The following is a 23,590-nucleotide window of genomic DNA, read 5'->3' as shown; positions in this document are numbered from 1 at the left end:
TTTTCGGTTGCCAATGACTTATGGTAGTCTTTCTACTACCTAACCTAACCCCCTATGATGATTAAATTTCTTAAAACTTTAGTACGCATGCGCACCCGATTCATAATCAGGAGAGCGAGAACAAACCAAGCGGGCCTATGCCCGATCAATTGCAGAATCACGGTAAAGATGATCAGAGCGAATGAATTTGCTGTCGGCTTATTAGTTGACCCCAACAAATGGGACAGCAAGACACAGCGCTTAAAAGGCAGCTCACTGACCGCGATGGATGTTAACCGGCGGCTCGACATCATTAAATCAGAGCTGGAGGAAATCTACCTTTCTGCCAGGGCGAGAGGAACCCACCTTTCCGCCGATCAGATCAAAGACATTTATAACGGGGTATCTCTGGTTGGATGTTCGATTTCGAAACTAAGTAAACAGTTTCTGGAAGAGTTGATTTTACGAGAGCGGTCCACTGTCACCACCAACCGGTACAAACGATGTTTTGCTTACCTGACCGAGTACCTGGGCAAAGATTACGATGTTTCCGCGGTGCAAAAAAAGGAGGTTTCTGGCTTTTGGGTTTGGCTCAAAAGCCGGGGTTACCACAATGATTATTGTAATAAAATAGTACAGTCCTGCATAGGGCTTTTTAGATATGCAATCAGGGAAGGGCATATTGATAGCAACCCGTTTTCGGGGGTTTCCCTGGAATGGAAAAAGGAGCTTGACATAACCTGCCTGGACCCGCGGGAAATAGAGAGTATCAAGATGTACGATTGGAGTGAACGTTTACAGCTGGTGGCCGACTCGTTCTTGTTTATGTGCTACACGGGCCTGCACATTGGGGATTATCGGGATGTTCGACAGGAATCCGTTTATGAGTACGACGGTCATCAATTTATGAAGATTCGGCGGGTAAAGACGAATGTAGAGGCAACTTTCCCGCTGACAGATTACGCCCAGTTTTTAATTGCAAAGTATGGCGGCGTTGATAAGCTACCGCATATATCGCCGCAAAAGATGAATGATTACCTTAAAATAATTGCCGAAAAAGTTGATATCAATAAAAATCTAACCAATAAGATAGCGAGAAAAACATTTACAAACATGTGCCTGAATGATTTCGGGTTTAGTCCGGAAGTTGTTGCAACCATGCTAGGGCATACAACCACCCGGCAGATCCGGCACTACGGGGCAATTAAGGAAAAAAGGATTCTAACAGAATGGAGGTTGGTTAAAGAGTAACCCGCACCGTTCGCTCAACGTTATTTCAAATGAAACTCAGCATTACCCCCGAAGAAGCCAGGAATATACACAGCATTCTAGGGAACAAAAATTCTTTGACAATCCTCTGGCTTATCCGTCAATTCGGGAGCCAGAGGAAAGTTGATATACAGGGATTTTTAGGGCTGACCTTTCAAGCAATGAACTTCCACATAGCATCCCTGGAAAAGATTGGTTTTGTCACGCGTAAAAGCGTACACAAAAGAGGCCGACATCAGGGCAACTCTCAGAAGGCTATCGATTTGAACATGGAAATGCTACCTTTCTACATGACAACTTTAATGCTCCTGGGAGAATCCTCCGAAATGAAAGCATTGGGGGCGCACTATCAGGAATACATCAAAGAATTGGAGAGTGATGATGATGTGGTGGTGGGGTTGAGTTAAAAAAGCTCCTTTATTCGCTGCAATACATCTGCACTTGTGTGCCCGTCGAATTCCGGACATTTTTCAAGTTCAACCGCAAAAGCGCATTCACCCCATTTAGATTCCGGCAGATGATAGGTTATCTGCCTTCCGTTATTATCGGTTAATCCAAGAATGAACCAACCATCCCAGTGAGACCCATCGCTATGTTTCTGCGATTTCCATACGGGGCAACTCGATTGCGGATTTTTGTTAGTTGCCGCCCACTCGTATTCGTAAATCTTACAAAGTATAATCCACAAATGGATTCTGTGTTCGTATAACTCCCCGAAGGTGTGGTAGCCGTCTGATATCAGATTGGTGTCTATGCCTGGCTCCCCCGATATGATGGTGTTAATGGCAATTTCCTTGTTCATCCTTTCCCGATTTAGTATTTCCCCAAACTGTGCATAAATATAACCAAATTTCCTTTAACAAAAAAGCGAGAGCTACATGCCTTCTACCCAATCAACCATACTTTTTATTAAAGTTTTTTTGGTTATATTATAAAAAACCCTAATTTTACAAGGTAAAGTATCACCCAAAAAATTAGAGAAATGAAGACATTGATTATGTGCTTGTGCCTAGCCTTGCTTTCGGTCGGCGCGTATGCCCAGAAGGTTGCCGTTTTGAAATCAACCTACAACGCGACGGTAGAGGACACAGTGACAAATACTACACCTAAAACGCAGCAAGTTGGCGTTGGGCAGTATTGGCCTGCGGCTTCGATTAAAGTTGACCTGACGCGAATTTCAGGCACTTTGGCGGGGATGCTCAGAACGTTTGGGAGCTTTGATAACGTCAATTTCGTAAAAACGGATTCAGCAACGGTTACTAACGCTGCGACTTACAAGCGATCATTGGATATTTCGCCGACCAAATACAACTTTTACCGCGTAACGTATACCCCGACAGGAACGATGTCTACCAAGATGCGAAGCCAGATAGAGGTAAAGAAATAAAGATTTAGCCGTTAGTTAGGCCCGGCATGCTCCGGGCGCTACTCTGCTTCGATGTAGATGCGGCGCTAACCAAAGCCTTTCCAATGTGGTGAGGCTTTTCTTGCATAAGGAAGAGGCGAATGGATTACTTACCGTACGAGTTAGGGCGTAGTGAAGTTTTTAGGGAGTCAGCTTGGGAGGACACTATACGGTTCCCTGACGGGTTTGCGTTCCCTGCCTTAGAAGACCTTCGCGCTGAAATCCGGTACGGTCGTGTAGTAAAAGGGTCACCAACAATAGAAATCACCGGCCGTGACCTGAAAGTAAAATTTACAAAAGAGCAGATCCTGAATATTCCCGTTTCGGCGGAATACTACGTCTATTTCGAGACTGCGCCTAATTATGTATTTCACGGCTCTATCTTCCCTAAGTACGGAAGCGGTTCGCCCACTGGTGGTTATAACGAAGTTGTAATTCAGGAGGGAGAGGTTAAGGTTGTTGAGGTGATGGGGTTGGACTTAGTGAAAACCCAGGTTGATCTAGCCAAATACTACTCGCTTCAAGCCTCACAGCTATACTTTGATCAAGGCCCGTATAATGCCGCTACTAACACGCCGACATTGACCGCTGACGCAACGATAGGCCAGCAAGGAGAAAAAATGTCGCGATACAAGGTTACAGTGGGTGGCGTACTCAATTTCGCCGGCGAAAACTTCACGGCAGGAACATCGGTCGCCAATTACGACGAATTGATACAGTTTTACAATGGCAAATGGTATTTAGTGCCAGGCCCGTTTACTCCTTCGGATGACATTACAGTGCAGAATTATGCTGATGCGGTGCCTTACTTTACAGGTGATGCAAAGCGAAGGGTGTATGTGACAACCGACTTTGCTTACAACGAAGGAAACGAATCTTTTTACGACTGGATTCCGGGGCGAGGAGAATATTTTTTAGGACTTGATCCAGATTATAAAGACGTTTAACGATGGCATTAAAAATCGATTTCCTGGACAGTATTTTTGCCAAGCTTACGGCGGCTTTTAATGTCTCTAATGTTCTTAAAGAAGGTGGGACAATCTTTGTTAAGTCGAAAAGAGAAGTCCAAACATTTGAAGCCACAGTGATTTCTTCCGGCGATATGCCTATTAACGGTGTTGTAAAATACGGCGCATCAGTAGATGTTAGTCAAGCAGACAGGATACTAATAGAGTTGTGCACAAAATCCTTTACCAAAGGATCATTGGCGGGGCTTCAATGCTATATTCAAGCTCTTTCAGCCATGGACAATGTTACATATTACTTGGTACCAGTGGATGCAGTTTTTACCGCTAACCCGGCAACAATAGACCCCGCTGCTGTTACCACCCAAATATTTAAAGCTTTTTATTTGCCAGGATGTTTTCAGTTTATTAGAGTCGGCTTTATTGCTACTACTGCTCATTCCGGCGGACAAATAATTGCACAAATAATTGTCAAGAAATAATGTCGATAGTAAATACACTTACACATTCAAACGGGTCAATGGTCTTCCAAAACAGCGCCGGAAGCGGTGCGGGATCATGGGCTAGTATATCGGCAGCCGGTTCATTGGGTGGGAGCCATAGAAAATCAACCACAATCGGCGATAAAGTAACAATTAGCTGGACTGGACGAGCGCTTTACTTGTATATCGTCCAGGACTCCGGCGGCGCCGATTTTACCATTACTACGGATGGCGTAACCAAGCAGTTTAAGGAGACATGTAACGAAAGAGATTCGGTTCACAGGCAAAAAGGGTTTTACAGGGTTCCTATTTGTTTGGAAAGAGATTTGTTTGATGGGCCTCACATAACGGTAATTCAGAGTGTAGCTACCACAATACAAAGCACCCCGACCGCTCCAGCCTTTAATCTATACGTTGAAGGGCACGTTTCTATTTCCGGAATAAGGACTAAACCAGCATCCAATACGCGCATTATAAACACCACCGGCGACTCTTGGACAGTAGGTGTAGGCGCAACTACATTAAGCAATTCTTATGTATCATTATTGGTAAGGGAGTTAAGTCGGGCATCAAAACAGGAGTGGACACTAAACAACAAAGCGGCATCTGGCGCAGCAATTGTTAACACTGACACGAACAATATCATAACTATTTTCGAGCAAATCGTTAGCTCAAATGCCAATGCGCCTAATAGTTTAACGATACAGTCGGGCGTAAATAGCCTAAGATCGTTTGGAAACGGGGAATCGGCAGGTCAATTTATAGGCTACCTGCGAACTGCATTAATGCTTGTAGAAGATATTTTTGACACCTCCGAAATGAAAGTTGTCGTCGGTACGCCTGGATTTATATCCTCTCATTTCCGGATGGTTAAGATGACATATTTCAACACAATATTAACCACTGCTAGTTATTCACAAGGGGAGTATGAGTTAGCGGTAAGGCTAGTTCGGGGCCTCAAAAATCAATTCCCATGGCTTAGGATTGCAGACGTGTACGCGGCGATGAATGAAGATCCAAAATTAGTATATCCTAACAACGATCCATTTGATTTAGGGCTTCACCTAAATAATTCTGGGCATGGTGTTGTAGCAAGTCCTTATATAGAAAGTTTAATGTCTTAAAAACTAAGAAGATATGACAAAAATGCGCGCAAAGTTTCTGATTTCGCATATCGAAAAAAGAGAGGGGTATATTACGGTCAATGCAGGGGTCACCCAGGACGGAAGCGAAGAAAATAAGAAGATCAATAGCTTACAGCCTGCTGGAAATCTAAATATTGACATAGATGAATCGTCTACATTTGCAGAATACTTAAAGGCTGGCGAAGAGTTTTATATCGATTTTATTAAGGTCAAAAAGTAATTCAACCCATGAATAAGTTAGTATTCATAATCTTAATACTTGTTTCCAGATTTTGTGCAGCACAAATTCAAGTGGTTGATTCTGTTAACCATGTGATCATAAATGATAGTTTCGGGAAGCGATCTTTTCCTAAAAATGTAATTCAGACCGCTTTAATTGGCGGCGAGTTACGTATCAGTAATGGATACCGCCTTATTCGCAGAGTTACCAACCACATACAGGTTACGACTCCAACAAGCACTAGTCTTACAGACTTGCAAACTAAAATTATCGGCATTTTAAATACTGGATCCGCGGTAAGCCCATCCGGCTCAACAACCCTAACAAACAAGACGATGGCCTGGGGTAGTAACACGTTCACCGGGTTTCCCTTCGTAAATAGCTCACTTGCTGGAAATATTATTCCAGACGGCGATGCGACGCGCAGTATAGGGAGCCAGTCCAACAGATTCTCTGCATATTTATCGAATATCTATAAGAACGCCACCGGGAGCTTTAATATTCTAGAAGCGGGCGGTTCGAATATTATTTTTAGGGTTCAGCCAACGACAAATAATATATTAATTCAAGCAGCAGGGGTTAATAGTGCCGAGACTAATTACAAACTTACAGTGAACGGTACAGGAGCCACTAATGGGGCTTTATCAGTCGTTGGAACCGCAACGGCAACGCAATACCGGTTATCGGCATTAAATACCGCACCTGCTTCTGCGACCGATACAGGGACATTAGGAGAAATACGGGTTACGAGCACAGGAATTTATTGGTGTGTGGCCACTAATAGTTGGATCAGGCTTGTTGGTGCTTCATGGTAAGCGCTTGTAATAAAGATGTAAACTAAATCGAGATATGAATATTTACTTAATCACAGATGAAAGTTTTGATGACAGATCAGGGTCAGGACTCGTTAAATGGGTTGTTGCGGCTGAAAATGAACAAGAGGCCATAAAAATAAATCCTGAAGTCTCTTTTCAGAATCCTTATAATCCTGAATGGTACAAAGACGCAAAAATTCAACTTATTGGAGTTGCGAGCGAATCTATATCTGCTGGGTTAATATGTTCTGATTGGTACCAAGAGGTACATTTTAGTTAATGAATGATGGGCACTACACATTGGGCTAAATAATGCTAGACAACAAGGACCTGATAAAAGCAATCAAAGCGCTGACTCTCGCGGTGAAAGAGTTAACCGAGGAATTGAGGTATGAGCGGGAGAGGGAAGAGGAAGAAAAGCCCGGGTATAGTATAACGGGCATTAGTCCGGAAGAGTTTTTAATTAAAGCAGCGGTGACGCGAGGGTAGTGATGGCAGGGGGAAGACCACCGATATATAAACCAGAGTTTGCAGAACAGGCCAAAAAGCTATGTTTGTTAGGGTTTACTGACAGAGAATTAGCGGCTTTTTTTGAGGTTCAGGGATCGACTTTAAATAACTGGAAAGTTGATCACCCAGAGTTTCTGGAGGCAGTCCACGCGGGGAAACATATTGCCGACGCAGAAGTGGCCGCCAGCTTCTATAAAAAGGCCACAGGGTACCGCTACGAAGAGGTTACTTATGAGAAAATAATCATCAAGGATGGCGAAGGCTTTCTTACAGAAGGCGATGCTGACGACGACGGAATAACGGTCGATCCTTTTAAAAAGAAGGTGGTTGTAAGGGAAATTGCGCCGGATGCGGGAGCGGCTTTAAACTGGCTCAAAAACCGTCAGCCTAAGAAGTGGAGGGATAAACAGGAGATTGATCACACATCAGCAGGCGAGAAAATATCCCCTACCGTGATTGTATTCAAAGACGGCAATGGAAGTAGCTCTGAGTAAAAAATACCGGCCTCTTTTCCAGTGGAACAAATGTAAAAAAGATGATCCGCTTCAAAAAGTTGATACGGTGATCATAACCGGGGGTCGGTATTCGCAGAAATCATTTGCAAGTGGCCTTTTTTCATGCGTATCAGCAAAGGACTTTAAACATAGGATACTTTATACCAGGTACACACTCACGGCAGCAGAGGACTCAATTATACCAGAATTCAATGAGAAAATAGATATACTGAATTGTAATGCGGCATTTGAAACCAAGAAGGACCGGATTATTGGTCATAATGGAAGTAAGATTGTCTTTAAAGGGATAAAAACCAGCTCTGGAAATCAGACGGCGGCATTGAAATCATTGAAGAATTTCTCAATGTTTATCCTCGAAGAAGCCGAGGAGATGCCCAATTACGAAGGCTGGGACAAGATCAAAAAATCAATACGAGCGCTTGACGTACGAAACCTTAGCATACTTATCCTTAACCCAGCTACAAAAGAGCATTGGGTTTATACAGAGTTCTTTGAAGCAAGAGGAGTTCAGGAGGGATTCAATGGAATCGTTGGCAATGTGCTTTATATCCACTCAACATACCTGGATCTCGAAAGAGAATTCATTCCTGATTCTATATTTGAGGACTTTGAGGATAAAAGGGCTGCTTATGAGTATTATGAAAGTTTAAGTCAGAAGGAAAAGGATATTTGCGACGCCGGCATAGTCAAAAAGGCGAAGTATTATAAGCATGTTGTCTTAGGTGGATGGTTGGATGTTGCCGAAGGCGTTGTCTTTACCAATTGGAGCATAGGGCAGTTTGAAGAGCCTACGCCGTCTGTCTTCGGGCAAGATTTTGGTTTCAGCGTTGACCCGACTACGTTAGTGCAAACGAGCATTGATAAGTCAAGAAAGAAAATATACGTCAAGGAGCTACTTTATAAGCCCCGGTTGACAACCAGTATGATCATTGAGGAAAACAAGCGATATGCTGGTAAAAGCTTGATTTATGCTGATAGCGCAGAGCCGAGGTTGATTGATGAAATGAGACGCGCGGGGTGCAATATACGCGAGACAATAAAAGGGCAAGGGTCGGTGAGTGCGGGGATAGCTGCCTTGCAAGATTTTGAAATAGTGATTGATCCAGGCAGTATAAACCTGATAAAGGAGTTCAATAACTACGTATGGCATGATAAAAAGTCAAAAACGCCAGTAGATGCCTGGAATCACGGAATAGATAGCTTAAGGTACGCAACCTATCCAGAGCTATCAAGAGTTAAGAAAGTTTGGCAACAGTGGTAAACGGATTGAGGGGATGGGGTTTTTAGGAGATTTTTACAATAAGAACATAAAGTTGAAACGGCAGAATGCGCCCAGTGTAGTCGGCGTTTCTCAGCCATTGAGAATGCAGTTTCGCTTTATGGGTGTCAATCAATTCGTTTGGAATACGGTAACGACAGATGACTTTGTTGAGAATGGTTTTTTGGGTAATGGTGTGGTATTTACCGTGCAGGACTGGAAAAGTCAGAAGTGTGCAACCGCTCGGCCATTGGTATACCAAAAGCGCGATGAAAAGTCTTACCGGCAATACAAATCATTCCTAACCAATCCAACTAAAGACAGCTTTCTAAGGGCAAGAGATATTCAATTTAAGGCATTGGAAGAGATTTCAGGGCATGAAATGCAGAACGTCCTTGATAACCCTAATCCGTTTATGACCCGCTTCGAGTTTGAATACGGGTTGACTGCTTATCTTGATTTGACCGGAGATGGATATATTTTCGGTGCCCGTGACAGTATAGATGGCACCACGGGCAAGATCAGGGAAATGTACCTCCCTCAGGCGCAGGACGTGGCCGGGGTGATGAACGGATACGAAATAACCAAATACTACCTTCAGTCAAATCCTGGGACTTACATAGATGCGCGAAACGTATGTCATTTAAGAAATTTCAATCCTACTAGAAGAATAATTGGTCAGTATCACAAAGGGCTTTCAAGGCTTCATGCATTAAGCCCCTTGGTAGATTCTTACAGAGAAAATATTACAGCAGAGGCCAGTATTTATGCTGACAAAGGCGTAAGGACAATGGTGTTCCCCAAAGGTCAAATGGATCCAAATGAGGGTTCCATTGAGCAAAAGCAATCCATGCGGGACCTATTCAATCAGCAGCTGAAAGAATCCAGCGCGGGCGGGATTATCACCAGTTCGGTTGAAGTGGGTAGTATTAACCTGGGTTTTAATCCAAAAGATCTTGGACTTGTTGAATCCAGGCAGGACATTAAAATTGACATTTGCGCGGCTTATCATATCCCGCCTGAATTGTTTGGCTGGGGTGCTCATAGCGCATACGAAAACCTGCCTACTAATAGAAAGATTGCCATCACCGACGCGGTGCTTCCTGAGTACGAAAAACGGATCAACAAATACAACCAATGGCTTACCCCTTCGTATGATCCAGACGGTAAACAAGGACTTGTGATCGGGTATAATCTGGATGACTTTAACGAGTTGCAGCCAGACCGAAACGAGCTTGCAACATGGATGGAGCGCGTGCCGGGATTAACGGCCAACCAATGGCTTGAAGCCTTCGGTTATGGTGCAGGAAATGACGAGAATGCCAACAAAATGCTTATCAGCACAAAGTTCAAATTATTGGAACAAATCGGCGTCGAGTCCTTCGAAGGCAGACCCGGAAATCCGTTTGAAAATGAGGATGAAAATGGTTGATAATGTGCATGTTATGTTGTAAATTGGGGGAACTAAATCGATACTTATGGAACAGGACGTTATTGATTTTTTATTAGAGAAAGGTGTTTTAAAAGAGGGTAACACCAGATTTGAAATCTCCTTTCCAGATGGCCGTACTGTATGCGTGAATGATTTGATTGAAGAATTTGCGGAAATAGCTAAAAGCCCTGCAAATCTGCGCAATAAACAGCCTTGGTAACCATGGGGATCACAGAAAGCAAGAGCCCTTTTTATTCTATTGTCGTGGATGAAGGGATTGAAGTTGGTTATTTAAAGCACTACGGCAGTTGGAAAAAGTGGGTTCCAAAGTCAGTTTTGTTTTATTCGCCCAAGATTAACAATGGCGTTAAAAGGCTGATTTCTTTTATGAATTGTAATACAAAAGGGTTTGAAGTTTATAGAGAATGGATAAAGTAGCATCATGCACTAAGTGCACCAAATGCACCGTCGGCAACTACGGTAAATGCGGGTGGAAGGATAGGGAGATGGAGCCGGGGGAGATGATTCTTAATGTTTCTCAACAAGCAAAGCTAATGCAGGCTATCAAAGATGCGCCAAAGATTCCCGAAGGAAGAGATGTAAGGGAGTTGCCGCATCCGATATTTTCGGAAACCGGATGGATGATACCTGTTGCAATCGTTATCGCGGTAGTGGCGGTAGTGGCGGGAGTTGTGTTGATGTATTTAAACTAAACAGGAGGTATGGATTATAAAACACTACTCGAAAAGTTTGTCTCTATGGTTAGAGAGGAAGGCGACGCTTATTACGTGATAAAGAACCATATGCGCAGCAGCCCGTACATTGATGAAGATGGAGAGATATATGAAGGGCAGCACATATTCAGTGAGGAAGAAATAAAAGAAATTATTCGAATTATGGGTGTAGATCCAAGAGATGCAGATTAAAATATTAAGTCATTATGAACAAACGAGACTTTTTCAAAACATTGATAGGTGGGGCTGTTGTCGCGCCGGTTGTGGTGAAGGCAAGTGCTCCTTCTCAGGGACTAATTGGGAGCGGGAATATTAGTGTTACCGTAAAAGAGCCACTAGCTATTCCAATGGTTACTCTGAACGAAAGAAAAGCCATGCGCGATGTGAAACCCGGCACAATGGTGTTTCAAACGGATGATAGAAAAGGGTTGAAAACGTTTTGCAAAACAGGGTGGATGGCTACCGAATATGCGTTAGATGATAACGGATGGGCCTCACATGTTCCTTGCGACGAGATTGTATGAACCGCCAACAACGCAGACAAGCCGAAAAGCAAGGCAAGCGGCTCGTTAAGAAATTCCCGTCAGTCTCAAAACTAGCCCGTCAGGACGCAATTAACGCCCTATGCAAGGGTGAGTATGACACGCCGTTTTATCGAGCGTTAGCGGAGTGTAGGTTGGATTTTGAGGAAGGGAAGATTGGGAAGGCAGAGTATGAGAGGTTGACTAAACAGCATATGGGATGAGCGAAGCTACACTTAAAATAGAATTAGACACGACCGAATGTCAGAAGTTGATCCAAGAGGCAAAGGATGAAATTGGCGAACGTATGACCTATAAACACGCCTTAATGTGGGCGATTGATAACGTGGAATTGATTTACGGTAAGCCTTCGTTATCTGCTGTACATATCACTGATATGGCGGAGATAGTGCATGATTATGTTAAATGTTTGGTGAAATGAGTGGGAAGATTTACATATTTTATTACAACGATTGCATATTTGAGTCCGCTCCTTTCGCGGTGAGTCTACATTACACAAAAAAAGGCGCTTATCAAGCCATGCGTAAACATCGAATCAAGTGCTATAACGAATACATGGAAATATTTGATAAGGAGTTTCGAAGGGATTGGAGAGATGATTTTGGCAAAGCCTGGTTCATTGGTGAAAAGGAAATTAAGCCATGACCAACCCCGAAACCTATTGGCTAAAATACGCCTCCCAAAACGCTAAGATGGAGAGGTTGGCGTACTATATCCTGATCAAAGCATTTCAGTCTTACATGCAGAAAGTCGCCGACCGGATCAATAAAGTAGGTGCTCAGCAAACACTTGTTGAAATGGACTTCATTTTCAACGAGGAAGGCGTCAGACAAGCCTACCAGGATATCTACTATCAAGTTGGCCTCAAACATAAGCGGTGGACTGATGAAGACGTTAGGCGCAGGTTTAAGCGCAAGAAGGAAGAAGATGACCGCCAGCGCAGGCCCAACCCGTTAAGTAGGATCTTACCCAAACCAAAACCGGTAACGCCTCCCGTCTTCGAAGAAACGAATTTCAGCGTAGGTTTCTTCAATCAACAATGGCTCAACAGGCTTAAAAATATTGTCAATAGCGTAGATATCACGCAGCGTATTGCTAGTGTCACAGAGACCGTAAAAAAGCGGGTGGTGAAGTCCATTCAGGAATCATTACAAATCTACGTATCTCCCTTAAAAATCATCGCTAAGCTGCGAAGGGATGCAGGGAGTTCGTTTATACGTGAACGGGCTGAAATGATCGTCAGGACGGAGGTTACGCATATTACTAATATTTCGGCTGAGCAGTCGGCGGTTGAGACGGGATTGGATTTGGTTAAGGTTTGGATTGCCACGAAGGATGATAAAACCAGGGATACTCATAGGGCGGTTGGCAATAGGCGTCCAATTAAAGCCAATGAGAAGTTTAATGTTGGTGGGTATATGATGGAGCGTCCGGGTGATAGCTCAGCGCCGATCTCCCAGGTGGCGAACTGTAGGTGTGTCGTCGCTTTTCTTCCGGCAGATGATTATGAGGATTTGTTTTAAATAGGAGGATACCCCATAAACACTCTTGCCGCGTTAACGCCTCGTGTTTCTAGTATCCTCATAGCTCTATTTAAATCTTCTGGTGAAGAGTATCTTTCATTCGAAGGCTCTGATTCGTTTTTGATGATTAGGTAGTTCACCAAATCTTTCGCGTTTGCATCTACTGTCACTTGATCGCTGTTTAAGAATTCAATAATGGTGGGCTGCTGAATGTCATCTACGGGTTTAAGTTGTGAAATGCTCTTTATATTGGACACCGAGAAATACTTATCAATGACATACTTATCAATCTTCTCCTCTATGTGGATAAATCCATTCTGTATTGTGATCATGCCGAAATTTTCTTTTTATACGCATCCACGATTTGCTTATACACTGCACTCCTTGCAATAGCGATATACTCCCATTTAAGAACAAAGTCGATAGATAATTTTATCCCCCACCCGAAGGATAAGTCTTCAATATAAAACTCGAGTGTAATAACATTAGCCCGCTCGGACTTATGGGGCGGACTGAAAGATATTGATTCTCCTGTTTCTGCTTTGAATATTTGGCAGATGTTTTTGCACACAGCAAGCGCAGCGGTGTTTATTTCGTTCTCCATATCCATAAATTTACCGTTTCGGATTAAAAAATCAACCTACGCATGCAGGCTTCACGTAATATTCCATATGTGTAGGACTGTATTCAAAACTGACATCATGTAACCAAAATGTTTGCTCAATGTCAATCTGACAAAGGCAGCAGTGCGGTTCAACCTTACTGTGAAATTGAGCCGGTATACCTCGAAAACCAAAGTGTTCTTCGAACTCGCGAGGCGTTTCAATTTCCTTTTCTCCTATGATGACTGTTTGGCACATGGTTATTCCGTTTCCAACGTTAAAACATACTTTAAACTCCCATCGTCAAACTCTGTTACTTTGATTGACTGGAAGTACGCAATGTTCATTTTGTCTAGCTTGGCGACGATCTTTGATAAGCCGCGCAGTGCTGGTCCGTCGTTATAGGTGACCGTGTGTAAGGCTTTCTTTTTCATATTCCTAATGCCTCGCGCACGCGAATGTACCAAATATACAAAGTGAGCTTTCCAAGGAAAATCTTTACTCCAATAGGCGTCTTAGGGCTTGGTAATACCATCCTGTAACCTTTCTTATAAACCCCTCTCCATACTGTCACGGTTATGGCCAGCTTATTCTTGATAAAGTTTTCTGGGGTGTCAGTGCCTATTGTTATTTCCATATCTATATCCCTCCAAATTGTCCACTTCCATCCCAAATACACCTGTAAGTTCTATTCTCGTTTCTCACCTGCGCTATAATAAGCCTTTGAGAGGCGATCTTGCAGCGGGGAGGTGTTTTTGTGCGTGGGGTGGTGGTGCTCATGGTATCCTTAACTGTTTTTTCTTCATTTCGTCCGCAAGAGAAAATCCCGGAATGTTTTCAACTCTAAAATACAGATCACCATTGAGCGATATTGAATAGTAGAATGGAATGCGCCTTTTTTTTAATTCTTCAAATAGGTTTTCAAATGCCTCCGCTTCATGTTCACCAATGTCCGAAATTGTATATTCCTCATTGACGAAATCCGAGTTAGGGATGTAAACAAGCCCGTCTGAAATCCTGAACTGCATTAAATCCTCCTGAATTGCGGAAATCGACACCTCTTTAAACCTCATCTCTTCCTAATTTTTAAATTCATCCTAACCCACCTCTCCCAGCCGACGCAGGCAATTAAGTGAAGGTGACGGCGCAGGGTCATAATTTAAGCCCGTTTCTTTTTGCGATGAGCTTCATTAGTGCCTTTCGAGATGGGTTCCATGTATTTTTGTGGTAGGAAAGGAACATCTGCCAAGACTCTTTCTTTTCGTCGCTCATGTTATCAAATTTGCCTTGGTAATACCAATACCAAGCACGAGCCTCAAAAAAGCCGCTTATACTTAACAATATAGTTTTTAGTGTTTTCATTGCTCGTGTGCCAAATCCCAAAGAAAGAACCTTTCAATACCATAGCATTCATATTTCGCTACGAAGGTTACGCCTATGATTTCTAACTCGGCTTCTTGTTTTTCTGTAGGCGGGTTGCCCTCAAAAAATAACAGGTATTCGGTTCGCACGTCAGCACCAATAAACAACCGGTTGGGCTCTTTTTCACCAAGAATGCTCAATGCGTTTTTAATTATGTCAAATCCATTCATTGCTCATTTGCCTCGCGGCGTTTAAATCCCCACCCGCTCGGATCGCACCCCGATTAACACCCGTTATGCTATGGGAGTGCACGCCCCGGATGATACTGTGTGAGGTGGGGGTGTTAGTTCTCAACTGGATTAACCAACGCTTCATCACTCGCCTCTAATCCCCATTTGGTAATTACTCTAACCATTCCACCCCGGCAGTATTCAAATACAATCGGGTCTTTGATTTCCCGTTTGGTTATATCCATCCATCCGAACTTGCTATCCTGAGAAAGGCCTTTGAGATTAAACTCTGATCGGGGCGCTGCTATAAAAAGGCCTTGCTTATAAACCGTCTTCTCCTCCGCTGACAGGAATACATAACCTTCATGGTCAATACCTTTACTCTTCAATACCGATCCAAAAAAATCATCACTTACCCGATACTTGGTATTTTTCTTATGCCATCCCCGCAAAGCAATTCTCTTCCTGATTGAAACATCCATCATAAAAGACTTCACCCTTGCGTAATGTACATCCTGAGCTTTGTCTTCCTCCTTCAACACCTGCGCCCGCTCAATGTCCAGAAGATTCTTCTCCGGAACATCCATTTTGTAATGAGATACCGGCGCAAAAATTAGATTATACTTTTTGCAAATCCGCTCCATTTCCTGCTCAGTCAAGAATTTTTGGAAAGGGTAGGTTTGGATGTAATAGCGAAGCAAATCAGCCTTCGCTTTGGCCTCATGTACCTTATCCCATAATGGCCTCGTCGCAACAACTGGCAATGATTGCGCAAACCCTACATTGCTCAACCTTTCAGCCTTAGACGTGTCAGGGAAAGAAGAGAGTATGTCGTTCGCCTCTTTCAATAAGCGATCTGATGCGGTGTCGAGTTCATCGTGAATTCTCTGGATGATGACATGAGCCGGTGGCGGGAACAATGCTGATAGTATTTCCATGATAAAACAAAAAAAGCCCGTCAGGGTCAGCTGAGCGGGCGGTGAAACATGAGTCTCACTATCTTCTCAATCAGGGCTGACCCTCCTGATTGTCAAATTTCAATAATCAAATATAAAGCAAATAACTTTAATATTCAATACCTTAATGTCCATATATTCTAATTTTTATTAAAGTTTTTTTGTATAGTATTAATTTTCGTTTATATTTGCTAGTGAAGGCGAATGCCTATACGTGAGGATAGACTGAGGGGAAGATGTTATTCAAAAATAATAGCCTGGCATTTCGGGATGTAGGGGAGAAAGAAGGGATAGTGTCAGGCTATTTCGCTTCTTTCGATTCGGAGCCGGATTCGGATGGTGATATTATCCAACCGGGTGCGTTCAGCAAAACGATCAAAGAAAGCGGGCCACTTGGGACAAAACGTATCAAGCATTTCCTTGATCACGATCCACACAAAGTAGTAGGGGTAATTACAGAGCTTTTCGAAGATTCGAAAGGCTTAGCCTATGTATCACGGGCCGGATCTCATACACTTGGCGTTGACTTTGTCAAGATGGTTCAGGACGAGATTATCACAGAGCATTCCTTCGGATACAAGACAATAGCCAGCCGTAAAGGCGATAAAGGGTGGAATTATCTCACTGAACTGAAAATGTGGGAAGGAACATCAATGCAGGCTTGGGGGGCAAATCAGAACACCCCGATCACTGGCCTAAAATCACACGAAGAATTAATTGAAGAGTTTGACAAGCTCATAAAAGCATTGAAGTGCGGCACGTACACAGACGAGACGATGCTTAAACTTCAAGAAAGACAAGTTATCCTTTCAGAGTATTTCAAAACCACACAGCCGAACGCATCCAGCGAAACCACTGTGCCGAGTGAAGGAAAAGAAGAACAAACCGCCAAAGGGTTCAACTCCGAGGTATTTTTTCAACATTTCAAAACGGCATTTACAGATGGAAATGAACGAGGCGCAAGTGGCCGAACTTGGTAAACAAGTTGGTGCTGTGGCACAAAAGCGTATGGATGATGTTCAGACAGCGCTTGAAAAACAAATCAAACAAATTGAGGAGCAGTATAAGGCAGATGGTAAAATCTCTGCTGATGCCATTAAAGGTCTGAGCGATCTACAAGGCACTGTTAAAGCGATTGAAGACGAGTTCGGGCAACTGAAAACACGCATCAACCGCGATGGCCTGCCAACTGGCGGCAACGGTGCAGAGCGTCAAAAAGCACTTGAAAACCTGATCTACGACCAACTTAAAGAGTTGGAAGCTAAGGGCGACTTTAGTCAGGAAAACCAGACAGGAAGCAAGCGTTATGCAGTTAAAGGCGGTCACGCTGCATTGCACCAAAAAGCGGTTGGGGTGTTTACCTCAGGCAACCTGACTGACGGAGCGAGCAACCCGGCAGTGTCAGCCCGTGACATTCGTCAAACAGTTGTCACCAATCCAAGCCCATCTATTCATGTTCGTAATTTGCTGAACTCATCCGTGATGACGCAAAATTACCTTGAATATCCACAGTTTGTGGGCGGTGAAGGCGAGCCAGGGTATCAAGTGAACCAGGGCGACACGAAGGCGCAGATTGACTATGACTTCATCATGGTTCCTGTTCGTCCTAGGACAATCGCTGCATGGACCCGTGTTTCGCGTCAGGCATTGAATGACATTTCATGGCTTGCAAACTTCTTCTCTACTCAAATGATGCTGGATCTTCTCAAAAAGGAAGACAAAGAACTTTTGAATGGAACAGGGGTGAACTCAATCAAAGGTATTATTCCATCGGCGGCGGATTACACGCCGACAGATGCAGGGTACAACACTTTGTTTGAATATCTGGTAGACGGCATCGCGCAGCTTGAAGCAAAAGATTACGCTGCCAATGGCATTGTAATGCACCCATTGGATTACGCCCGCCTGTTGGTTTACAAAACCACTACCGGCGAGTTTAATCACCCTGGACTTGTGTTTGGCGGAACTGATCGCTCACTGTTGACTTTCAACGGAACGCCGATCTACAAATTGAACCAAATTGCGCAAGGTAAAGCAGTCGTAGGCGACTGGAACCGCGCTGAGTTGTTGATCCGCGAAGGAATCAACTTCGGTCTGTTCTATGAAGATCAGGACAACGTGACAAAGAACTTGGTAACGCTTCGTATTGAAGAGGAAATTGCTCTTGCGGTGTATCACCCACAAGCATTCCTTGACATGGACATCACAGCGGTAACAACAGGAGTATAGAAATCTGACACCGGGAAGGCTGCGATGGTGGCCTTCCTTAATATTTATCATCATGGTAGAAGTTGAAGTAACAAGAGCATTCCGGGATGTGGATTCATTGGATATGCGCGAACCGAAGACCATAATTAAGGTTAGCGAGGCGCGTGCAAAAGGTTTGATTGAAAACGGTTTCGCCAAAGAGGTTAAGGCTGAAAAAGCCGAAGCTAAGGTGCCAGAAGCCGAGGAAAAAGAAAGCAAGGAAGTGATCTCAACCAAAGAAGAGAAAGCTAAGCCAGCCACAAAAGCACGCCCGTAGTATGACCACCAGGGGATTAGATGTACTTAAAACACCCGTAGACGGAGCACAGGAGCCGGTAACACTTGAAGAGTTAAAACTTCATTTGGCTATCGACTTTGACGACCACGATACGCTTTTAGCGCTATTGTTGGTTGACGCCCGTGAAGAGGTGGAAAAGTACACCGGATTATCCCTGATTCAGTCAAACGTAACGGCCAGGTGGGAAAGCCTTACAAGCGCTGAGCTTCCATACGGGCCCGTTATCGGGGCGGTAACAGGAGCAGACGATTACACGCTTGAAGGGGTTTCATTTCGCAGGTTATGCGCAGGCGCTAGTAGCCCGGTTGAGGTGAGTTATTTGGCGGGATATCCGATTGAGATACCGGCGGGGTTAAAGCTTGCCATCATCAAACTGGCAAGCGATCATTTTACTGAGCGCACGGGCGTAAAGGTGGATGGCAATGGCATTCAGGTATTGCCCAACAACTGGAAAACGGTAGCAGCTAAATATTCGAGAAAGTCATGGTTGGGATAAATCCAGGGATGTTGAGAGAAAAGGTAGGCTTTTACAGCCTTACTAAAACTAAAAACGCATCTGGTAAAACCTCCGGGACTGAAATATTCGAATACAATACGCTGGCAGCCGTAAAGCCAATGAAAGCAGTAGGCAGTCAAGAAAACGCCCGGTTAGTGCACGTCAGGCCTTACATGGTGACAATCCGATATCGGAAAGAAAAGGAGCCAAAAGTGGACTGGTTGATGAAGTATAAAGGTAAAACGTACCTGATCAACGAGATAACGGAAGTGGATGTGTTGGGAATGTTGGCGCATTTGATCGTGGTGAAATCCTAATGGCAAGTGTTGAGTTCGTGAACCTAAAACAGTTCAGTGTTGCGCTGAATAAGGCGCAAGGCAAAGTGGTTAAGCAGGTCAATAAAGAACTTGCCGGAACGGCACTCAGGACGGTAGCCGTAGCAAAAAACCGCTTACGAGTAAATAGCGAAGACTCCCGCGAAATGGCCTTTACAATTGGCGCCGTTCGTCAGAGTATCAACTTCATTCACGACCCGAAACTGCTTTCCGCTTCGGTCTTTGCCGGGAACACAAAAGGGGATCACATGGCGGCTTACCTGGAATTTGGAACAGGGCGGCATGCTGCAAGGTATGTGCCGACACTGCTAAAAGACTTCCAGGCATTAGCCAGAACATTCTACGTAAACGGAAAGGGAACATTAAAGGAGCATCCTTATTTGATCCCTGCGTATATGCAGGAAGGTGCACGATTAAAAGAGCGGTTGAAGAACATGAAAATAGGCTGGTGAACTGGCGGTAAACGAGCGAGTGGGTGAAAGATGTGGTGTTGCCTTTGAGGGTTGGTTATTTGGCTTTGCTTGACAATATAGTTGTCGAGGGAAGAGAGATTCAGGCCTTTGATCTGCAAGCCGATTCTGGAGTTGAGCCGCCTTACATAGTCATTGAGGGAATCTTTCAGATTTCCAATAATACCAAGGACTCTTTCGGCGGAGAAGTGACAGTGGACATACTGGTTTACAACGAATTCAAAGGGGACTTTGGAGGGCGTGAAACCACAGACAAAATCACAGATGAGATCCTTACAAGGGTTATTCCGGTGCCGGGACGGTCAGGGGTAGCAGCTTCGGGATTCAATGTGTACATGGCAAAATTAGTCGGGTCAAACGACGAGATGAACTATGCCAATACCGGCAGGAAATACCGGAAAAGGATTACGATTGAACATTTAGTGGAGCAATTATAAACAGGACGAGGGGATGGCAAAGTTTAATGGTAGTGATTTTAAGGCGAGCATTACCGGATCGCCTAACAAGGCAATTGCGGACTCTCGCGATTTGACTGTAAGTATTTCGGTAGCCACTATTGATGTAAGTACAAGGGACTCATTAGGCTGGCGTGAACTGATCGGTGGTCAACGCAGCTGGACGGCTCAGTTATCCGGTGTTGTGGACTATACAGAAGGAACAAACGAAGTGGGCGTTGCCTCATTGGTTGAGCTGGAAGTTTTGCGGGCGCCGATTGACCTGCTTTTTGGTAACACCGTGACAGGCTCACAAACCTACGCCGGCAAAGGTATTATCACCAGCGTAGAAACATCAGCACCTTACGAAGATGCGGTTGAATGGACGGCCTCAATTGAAGGAACCGGCCCGGTGGTATTGGCTGATATGGCGTAACAAATCTTCATTACTAGATCGAAATCATGAACAAATTATTAGGGTACTTCGAATTAAAGATTGAAGAGGATGTCATTCCTATAAAAATTGGTTGCTACACGCTTGAAAAATTTTGCGAAAGTTTCGGGTTGGGTTTGTCGCAAATCGGTGATGTATTTGAGCGAAAACTTGTGGGAGAAAAGGAAATAGAGATTCCGAAAGAGCCTGTTAAGTTTTTGGCTACTATTCTTTTTCATGGCTCCAATTATTGTGCAAAATTATCCGGATCAGGCAATGAGTACTCAATAGAGCAAGCCTATGAATGGGTCGATGAAATTGGGTTCAATTCCGATCAATCGGTGAAAGTTCTCACAAGCTTTTATGCAGCCATAATGAACGGCGGAACCCCAATTAAAGAAGTCCCCGAAGGAAAAAGTAAAAAAAAAGCCCCTGACATGGCAGACCTTCAGGGATGAGGCGATAGCCAACTTGGACATCACCTTAATGGAGTACTACGACAAGACGATATTTGAAATCACTGTCGAAATGAAGGGGTACAATTCCAGATGGGAGGAAAGAGTGTGGCCGTTCCGTGAGTTACTCGCAAAGATTCATAACGTGAATGTGGCGAAGGGTAAAGCTAAGCGCCCTTGGGAACTAATGCCTTTCCCTAGCGAAATGGAGGAAATCGCATGGCAAACCAAAATCAACGGAATAAAGGATTTTGCCAAGCTAAAAAATGATGTAAAAGCACGAGGGGATGGCGGATCAAGAGTTAATAGTAAAGTTTAAAGGGGATGATAGCGACTTGAATCAAGCATTCAAGCGAATACATCGGAATTTAGACGGGCTTCCATCTAGTACAGGTAAAGCAGACCGGGCTATAAACCAGCTTACTAAAAGCAACTCTAGCTTAGAAACGTCATTTGGATCTGTAATAAAGGGATATCTAGGTTTTGAGGCAGCACTGGCAGCAGGGAGGGCGTTTATTAGCGCGACAGCGAAGGTGCAAAAATTCGAGAATCAACTCAAAGTTGCGTCGGAAACCCAAGCGGACTATGCAAAAAATACGGCATTTCTTGATCAATTAGCCGAGCGTTATAATAAAAATGTAATTGACCTTGGGGCTAATTTCGCCAAACTATCCATTGCCACTAAGGATACGAACCTGGCAGGAAAAGAAACAGAGCGCTTGTTTTCGGCAGTTACAGCCGCGTCTTCCACATTGCAACTTTCGGTAGATGAAACCAATGGAGTGTTTCAAGCCTTCATCCAAATGGTTTCCAAAGGTAATGTCCAAGCAGAAGAACTTCGTGGACAATTAGGAGAGCGCCTATACGGGGCGTTTAACCTTGCGGCTAAATCAATGGGGGTAACAACCCAGGAGCTAAATAAAATGCTCGAAAGGGGTGAGGTTTTGGCATCTGATTTACTGCCAAGGTTAACCACAGAGATAGAAAAATCACTTGGGCCTGGCGCGGAAGCTAATGCAAGAAATTTAGGATCTGCCATTGAATATACAACCGGGCAGCTGACTCTTTTATTAGCAGGTGCAACCAAATCAACAGGATTAACTGATCTTTTTACTGACGCTACAAAGGCTGTCGGTAGTTTCGCTAAGCAATTAAGGACATCAGGATTCTTTGATTTTATCGGAATAACGCTAGGGTCTGCAAAGAACTCGCTGGTTGGGGGTCAGGATATGATCACCTCCGTTTTCGGGGCCGCAACCGAGTATGCGGCAGGGAAGGTAGGAGGTAGCAAATCCAGTACGGGAGGCGCTCAAAGCAAAACCGATACGAATGCTTACGGCGCTCAATTTGGAATACATGGGCGCAACAAAAAAGCAGAAGATCAAATAAGAAGACAAAACGAGATTATTGCCAATAAAGCCGCGTCTGAACTAAATAGATGGGTTTCAGAGCAAATTGAGCAATCTAAGGATCGGATAGCAGAAGGGTTGCTTAATGCAGAAATCGCCAATGATACCGCATTCCGCACGAACAATAGTGATATCGGAACGCCTAATACGCTGATGCGCACGGGAACATCGACGGCGTTCCATCCATATTCTTTACAATCGCACACCCAATTCGACAACCCAACAACGGGCGACGGTAGCGCGACAAGCTTTGATCACCTGACCAACCCGCAAGCAATGAGCGCGGCAGTTGACAAAGCTATTGCCGAGCAGAATCGCTTAAAAGGGTCAACTGATGATTTTGGGGCCTCTCTCCAAGAAAGCATTCAAGGGGCTTTTGCTGGATCAACGGCTTACGCAATAGAGGGGGTCGGGACATTGGCGGCAGGCTTAGCGATGGGCACAGCGGATTTAGCTGACGTAGGAAATGCTTTTATGTCAATCATAGCAAATCTTTTCGAAAACATAGGGAAAGCTCTTGCTCAGCATGCATCTTTATTACTTGCGGCAAAAATCGGGATAGCAAGTAATAATATAGCCTTGGTTGCCGCCGGAGCAGCATTAGCTTACGGCGCTGCGGCAGTGGCTAGATCTCAAATACAAGACGCCGGAGCAAGTGCTTTCTGGACTGGCGGGATAGTAGACGGCCCAGGTGGACGCGACCGCGTTCCCGCTATGCTAACCGCTGGTGAAATGGTTATGAATGGCAGCCAGCAACAAAGGTTGTGGGGTGTTATTTCTGGCGCTACATCGGGACGCGATATGCGCGGTGGTATTGGATCGCGGTCAAATGGATCAGAAACGGTTACTGTAAAAGTTCATGGCCGCCTTCGCGCCGGCGATATTGATCTATCCGGAAGAGAAGGGCGGAAGAGGAATAGTTATTTTGAGTAGGTTGCCCTGGCGCGGATATTTTCTGTTGTCCTTTTGTCTCTGTATTTCTGCCCGCGGCACGCCCAGCAACTACATGGAACGCTATGTGATTTAAATGCATAAAGCTTCCCGTCAGATTGCATAAGTCCTCGTAACG

Annotated in this window: 38 protein-coding genes; 31 read left to right on the top strand and 7 right to left on the bottom strand. The window is 44.3% G+C overall.

The genetic code is table 11. The features are described 5' to 3' along the window. Positions 1-54 precede the first annotated feature (54 nt). Together MUK70_RS12025 and MUK70_RS12020 are read left to right on the top strand one after the other, a co-directional pair. Positions 55-1,230, top strand: coding sequence for a site-specific integrase (locus tag MUK70_RS12025; RefSeq protein WP_310590042.1), 1,176 nt, complete (start codon positions 55-57; stop codon positions 1,228-1,230). Positions 1,231-1,259: 29 nt separating this feature from the next. Then, positions 1,260-1,655 (top strand): MarR family transcriptional regulator, encoded by a 396-nt coding sequence (locus tag MUK70_RS12020; RefSeq protein ID WP_234652330.1) that lies wholly within the window; start codon positions 1,260-1,262, stop codon positions 1,653-1,655. On the opposite strand, the gene MUK70_RS12015 is transcribed toward MUK70_RS12020, so the two are convergent. Then, positions 1,652-2,050 (bottom strand): WDGH domain-containing protein, encoded by a 399-nt coding sequence (locus MUK70_RS12015; RefSeq protein ID WP_234652328.1) that lies wholly within the window; start codon positions 2,048-2,050, stop codon positions 1,652-1,654. The two genes, MUK70_RS12020 and MUK70_RS12015, sit on opposite strands and share 4 nt — an antisense overlap. 180 nt (positions 2,051-2,230) lie before the next feature. On the opposite strand from MUK70_RS12015, the gene MUK70_RS12010 reads away from it, so the two are divergent. The 18 genes from MUK70_RS12010 (at position 2,231) to MUK70_RS11925 (ending at position 12,794) form a co-directional block, all read left to right on the top strand. Further along, a complete protein-coding gene (locus MUK70_RS12010) occupies positions 2,231-2,635 on the top strand; it encodes a hypothetical protein (protein ID WP_234652326.1) in 405 nt (134 codons plus the stop codon). A gap of 119 nt (positions 2,636-2,754) precedes the next feature. Further along, positions 2,755-3,600 carry a hypothetical protein gene (locus MUK70_RS12005; RefSeq protein ID WP_234652325.1) on the top strand — a complete coding sequence of 282 codons (846 nt, stop codon included), beginning with the start codon at positions 2,755-2,757 and terminating at the stop codon, positions 3,598-3,600. A 2-nt stretch (positions 3,601-3,602) separates the two neighbouring features. Next, a complete protein-coding gene (locus MUK70_RS12000; RefSeq protein ID WP_234652323.1) occupies positions 3,603-4,100 on the top strand; it encodes a hypothetical protein in 498 nt (165 codons plus the stop codon). A gap of 38 nt (positions 4,101-4,138) precedes the next feature. Beyond that, a complete protein-coding gene (locus tag MUK70_RS11995) occupies positions 4,139-5,224 on the top strand; it encodes an SGNH/GDSL hydrolase family protein (protein ID WP_234652321.1) in 1,086 nt (361 codons plus the stop codon). A 13-nt stretch (positions 5,225-5,237) separates the two neighbouring features. Beyond that, positions 5,238-5,465 (top strand): hypothetical protein, encoded by a 228-nt coding sequence (locus MUK70_RS11990; protein ID WP_234652319.1) that lies wholly within the window; start codon positions 5,238-5,240, stop codon positions 5,463-5,465. A gap of 8 nt (positions 5,466-5,473) precedes the next feature. After that, positions 5,474-6,280: a hypothetical protein gene (locus MUK70_RS11985; protein ID WP_234652317.1), complete on the top strand. Its 807-nt coding sequence runs from the start codon at positions 5,474-5,476 to the stop codon at positions 6,278-6,280. Positions 6,281-6,314: 34 nt separating this feature from the next. After that, complete coding sequence (locus MUK70_RS11980; RefSeq protein ID WP_234652315.1) at positions 6,315-6,560, top strand: hypothetical protein; 246 nt, start codon at positions 6,315-6,317, stop codon at positions 6,558-6,560. A 32-nt stretch (positions 6,561-6,592) separates the two neighbouring features. After that, positions 6,593-6,769, top strand: coding sequence for a hypothetical protein (locus MUK70_RS11975; RefSeq protein ID WP_234652313.1), 177 nt, complete (start codon positions 6,593-6,595; stop codon positions 6,767-6,769). Between the two features lie 65 nt (positions 6,770-6,834). After that, a complete protein-coding gene (locus MUK70_RS11970) occupies positions 6,835-7,284 on the top strand; it encodes a hypothetical protein (protein ID WP_234652312.1) in 450 nt (149 codons plus the stop codon). Beyond that, a complete protein-coding gene (locus MUK70_RS11965) occupies positions 7,265-8,566 on the top strand; it encodes a PBSX family phage terminase large subunit (RefSeq protein WP_234652310.1) in 1,302 nt (433 codons plus the stop codon). Before MUK70_RS11970 ends, MUK70_RS11965 begins: the two co-directional genes overlap by 20 nt. A gap of 13 nt (positions 8,567-8,579) precedes the next feature. After that, positions 8,580-9,995 (top strand): phage portal protein, encoded by a 1,416-nt coding sequence (locus MUK70_RS11960; RefSeq protein WP_234652308.1) that lies wholly within the window; start codon positions 8,580-8,582, stop codon positions 9,993-9,995. Between the two features lie 46 nt (positions 9,996-10,041). Then, positions 10,042-10,215, top strand: a complete 174-nt coding sequence (locus MUK70_RS11955; RefSeq protein ID WP_234652306.1) for a hypothetical protein — start codon at positions 10,042-10,044, stop codon at positions 10,213-10,215. 205 nt (positions 10,216-10,420) lie between these two features. After that, a complete protein-coding gene (locus tag MUK70_RS11950) occupies positions 10,421-10,708 on the top strand; it encodes a hypothetical protein (protein ID WP_234652304.1) in 288 nt (95 codons plus the stop codon). A gap of 9 nt (positions 10,709-10,717) precedes the next feature. Next, complete coding sequence (locus MUK70_RS11945) at positions 10,718-10,921, top strand: hypothetical protein (protein ID WP_234652302.1); 204 nt, start codon at positions 10,718-10,720, stop codon at positions 10,919-10,921. A gap of 14 nt (positions 10,922-10,935) precedes the next feature. Then, positions 10,936-11,253 carry a hypothetical protein gene (locus MUK70_RS11940; protein WP_234652300.1) on the top strand — a complete coding sequence of 106 codons (318 nt, stop codon included), beginning with the start codon at positions 10,936-10,938 and terminating at the stop codon, positions 11,251-11,253. A 217-nt stretch (positions 11,254-11,470) separates the two neighbouring features. Then, positions 11,471-11,692 (top strand): hypothetical protein, encoded by a 222-nt coding sequence (locus MUK70_RS11935; protein WP_234652297.1) that lies wholly within the window; start codon positions 11,471-11,473, stop codon positions 11,690-11,692. Beyond that, complete coding sequence (locus tag MUK70_RS11930) at positions 11,689-11,916, top strand: hypothetical protein (protein ID WP_234652294.1); 228 nt, start codon at positions 11,689-11,691, stop codon at positions 11,914-11,916. The genes MUK70_RS11935 and MUK70_RS11930 overlap by 4 nt, the downstream gene beginning before the upstream one ends. Beyond that, a complete protein-coding gene (locus tag MUK70_RS11925; RefSeq protein WP_234652285.1) occupies positions 11,913-12,794 on the top strand; it encodes a phage minor head protein in 882 nt (293 codons plus the stop codon). The genes MUK70_RS11930 and MUK70_RS11925 overlap by 4 nt, the downstream gene beginning before the upstream one ends. On the opposite strand, the gene MUK70_RS11920 is transcribed toward MUK70_RS11925, so the two are convergent. From MUK70_RS11920 to MUK70_RS11895, 6 genes are all read right to left on the bottom strand, one after another. Next, positions 12,791-13,126, bottom strand: coding sequence for a hypothetical protein (locus MUK70_RS11920; RefSeq protein WP_234652283.1), 336 nt, complete (start codon positions 13,124-13,126; stop codon positions 12,791-12,793). The two genes, MUK70_RS11925 and MUK70_RS11920, sit on opposite strands and share 4 nt — an antisense overlap. Further along, on the bottom strand, positions 13,123-13,398 hold the full coding sequence (locus tag MUK70_RS11915; protein WP_234652280.1) for a hypothetical protein: 276 nt from the start codon (positions 13,396-13,398) through the stop codon (positions 13,123-13,125). Before MUK70_RS11915 ends, MUK70_RS11920 begins: the two co-directional genes overlap by 4 nt. Before the next feature lie 258 nt (positions 13,399-13,656). Continuing rightward, a complete protein-coding gene (locus tag MUK70_RS11910; protein ID WP_234652278.1) occupies positions 13,657-13,830 on the bottom strand; it encodes a hypothetical protein in 174 nt (57 codons plus the stop codon). Positions 13,831-14,172: 342 nt separating this feature from the next. After that, positions 14,173-14,469 carry a hypothetical protein gene (locus tag MUK70_RS11905; protein ID WP_234652266.1) on the bottom strand — a complete coding sequence of 99 codons (297 nt, stop codon included), beginning with the start codon at positions 14,467-14,469 and terminating at the stop codon, positions 14,173-14,175. 285 nt (positions 14,470-14,754) lie between these two features. Next, positions 14,755-14,988 (bottom strand): hypothetical protein, encoded by a 234-nt coding sequence (locus MUK70_RS11900; RefSeq protein ID WP_234652263.1) that lies wholly within the window; start codon positions 14,986-14,988, stop codon positions 14,755-14,757. Between the two features lie 113 nt (positions 14,989-15,101). Continuing rightward, entirely contained in the window at positions 15,102-15,926 is an 825-nt protein-coding gene (locus MUK70_RS11895) for a hypothetical protein (RefSeq protein WP_234652252.1), read from the bottom strand. Between the two features lie 254 nt (positions 15,927-16,180). Here MUK70_RS11895 and MUK70_RS11890 point away from each other — a divergent pair, with 254 nt between their 5' ends. The 11 genes from MUK70_RS11890 to MUK70_RS11840 are packed head-to-tail and all read left to right on the top strand — an operon-like array spanning position 16,181 to position 23,454. Next, positions 16,181-16,924: an HK97 family phage prohead protease gene (locus MUK70_RS11890; RefSeq protein ID WP_234652250.1), complete on the top strand. Its 744-nt coding sequence runs from the start codon at positions 16,181-16,183 to the stop codon at positions 16,922-16,924. Continuing rightward, complete coding sequence (locus MUK70_RS11885; RefSeq protein WP_234652249.1) at positions 16,887-18,173, top strand: phage major capsid protein; 1,287 nt, start codon at positions 16,887-16,889, stop codon at positions 18,171-18,173. Before MUK70_RS11890 ends, MUK70_RS11885 begins: the two co-directional genes overlap by 38 nt. A gap of 52 nt (positions 18,174-18,225) precedes the next feature. Further along, complete coding sequence (locus MUK70_RS11880) at positions 18,226-18,468, top strand: hypothetical protein (protein ID WP_234652247.1); 243 nt, start codon at positions 18,226-18,228, stop codon at positions 18,466-18,468. 1 nt (position 18,469) lies between these two features. Beyond that, positions 18,470-18,985: a head-tail connector protein gene (locus tag MUK70_RS11875; RefSeq protein WP_234652245.1), complete on the top strand. Its 516-nt coding sequence runs from the start codon at positions 18,470-18,472 to the stop codon at positions 18,983-18,985. Further along, a complete protein-coding gene (locus tag MUK70_RS11870) occupies positions 18,973-19,302 on the top strand; it encodes a phage head completion protein (RefSeq protein ID WP_234652243.1) in 330 nt (109 codons plus the stop codon). The genes MUK70_RS11875 and MUK70_RS11870 overlap by 13 nt, the downstream gene beginning before the upstream one ends. Before the next feature lie 17 nt (positions 19,303-19,319). Next, the gene (locus MUK70_RS11865) at positions 19,320-19,772 is read left to right on the top strand and encodes a hypothetical protein (RefSeq protein ID WP_244784814.1); all 453 of its coding nucleotides are present in this window, start codon (positions 19,320-19,322) and stop codon (positions 19,770-19,772) included. A gap of 23 nt (positions 19,773-19,795) precedes the next feature. Beyond that, a complete protein-coding gene (locus tag MUK70_RS11860; protein WP_234652238.1) occupies positions 19,796-20,227 on the top strand; it encodes a hypothetical protein in 432 nt (143 codons plus the stop codon). A gap of 13 nt (positions 20,228-20,240) precedes the next feature. Then, on the top strand, positions 20,241-20,660 hold the full coding sequence (locus MUK70_RS11855) for a phage tail tube protein (protein ID WP_234652237.1): 420 nt from the start codon (positions 20,241-20,243) through the stop codon (positions 20,658-20,660). Between the two features lie 26 nt (positions 20,661-20,686). Continuing rightward, positions 20,687-21,115, top strand: coding sequence for a hypothetical protein (locus MUK70_RS11850; protein ID WP_234652236.1), 429 nt, complete (start codon positions 20,687-20,689; stop codon positions 21,113-21,115). Between the two features lie 28 nt (positions 21,116-21,143). Next, positions 21,144-21,431, top strand: a complete 288-nt coding sequence (locus MUK70_RS11845) for a hypothetical protein (protein WP_234652235.1) — start codon at positions 21,144-21,146, stop codon at positions 21,429-21,431. Further along, positions 21,400-23,454: a tape measure protein gene (locus MUK70_RS11840; RefSeq protein ID WP_234652234.1), complete on the top strand. Its 2,055-nt coding sequence runs from the start codon at positions 21,400-21,402 to the stop codon at positions 23,452-23,454. Before MUK70_RS11845 ends, MUK70_RS11840 begins: the two co-directional genes overlap by 32 nt. The last annotated feature ends 136 nt before the right edge of the window (positions 23,455-23,590 follow it).

The sequence above is a fragment of the Dyadobacter chenwenxiniae genome (genome assembly GCF_022869785.1).
GTDB lineage: Bacteria > Bacteroidota > Bacteroidia > Cytophagales > Spirosomataceae > Dyadobacter > Dyadobacter chenwenxiniae.
Note: the sequence above shows the minus strand (reverse complement) of the source record. Positions and strands in the feature narration are given on the sequence as shown.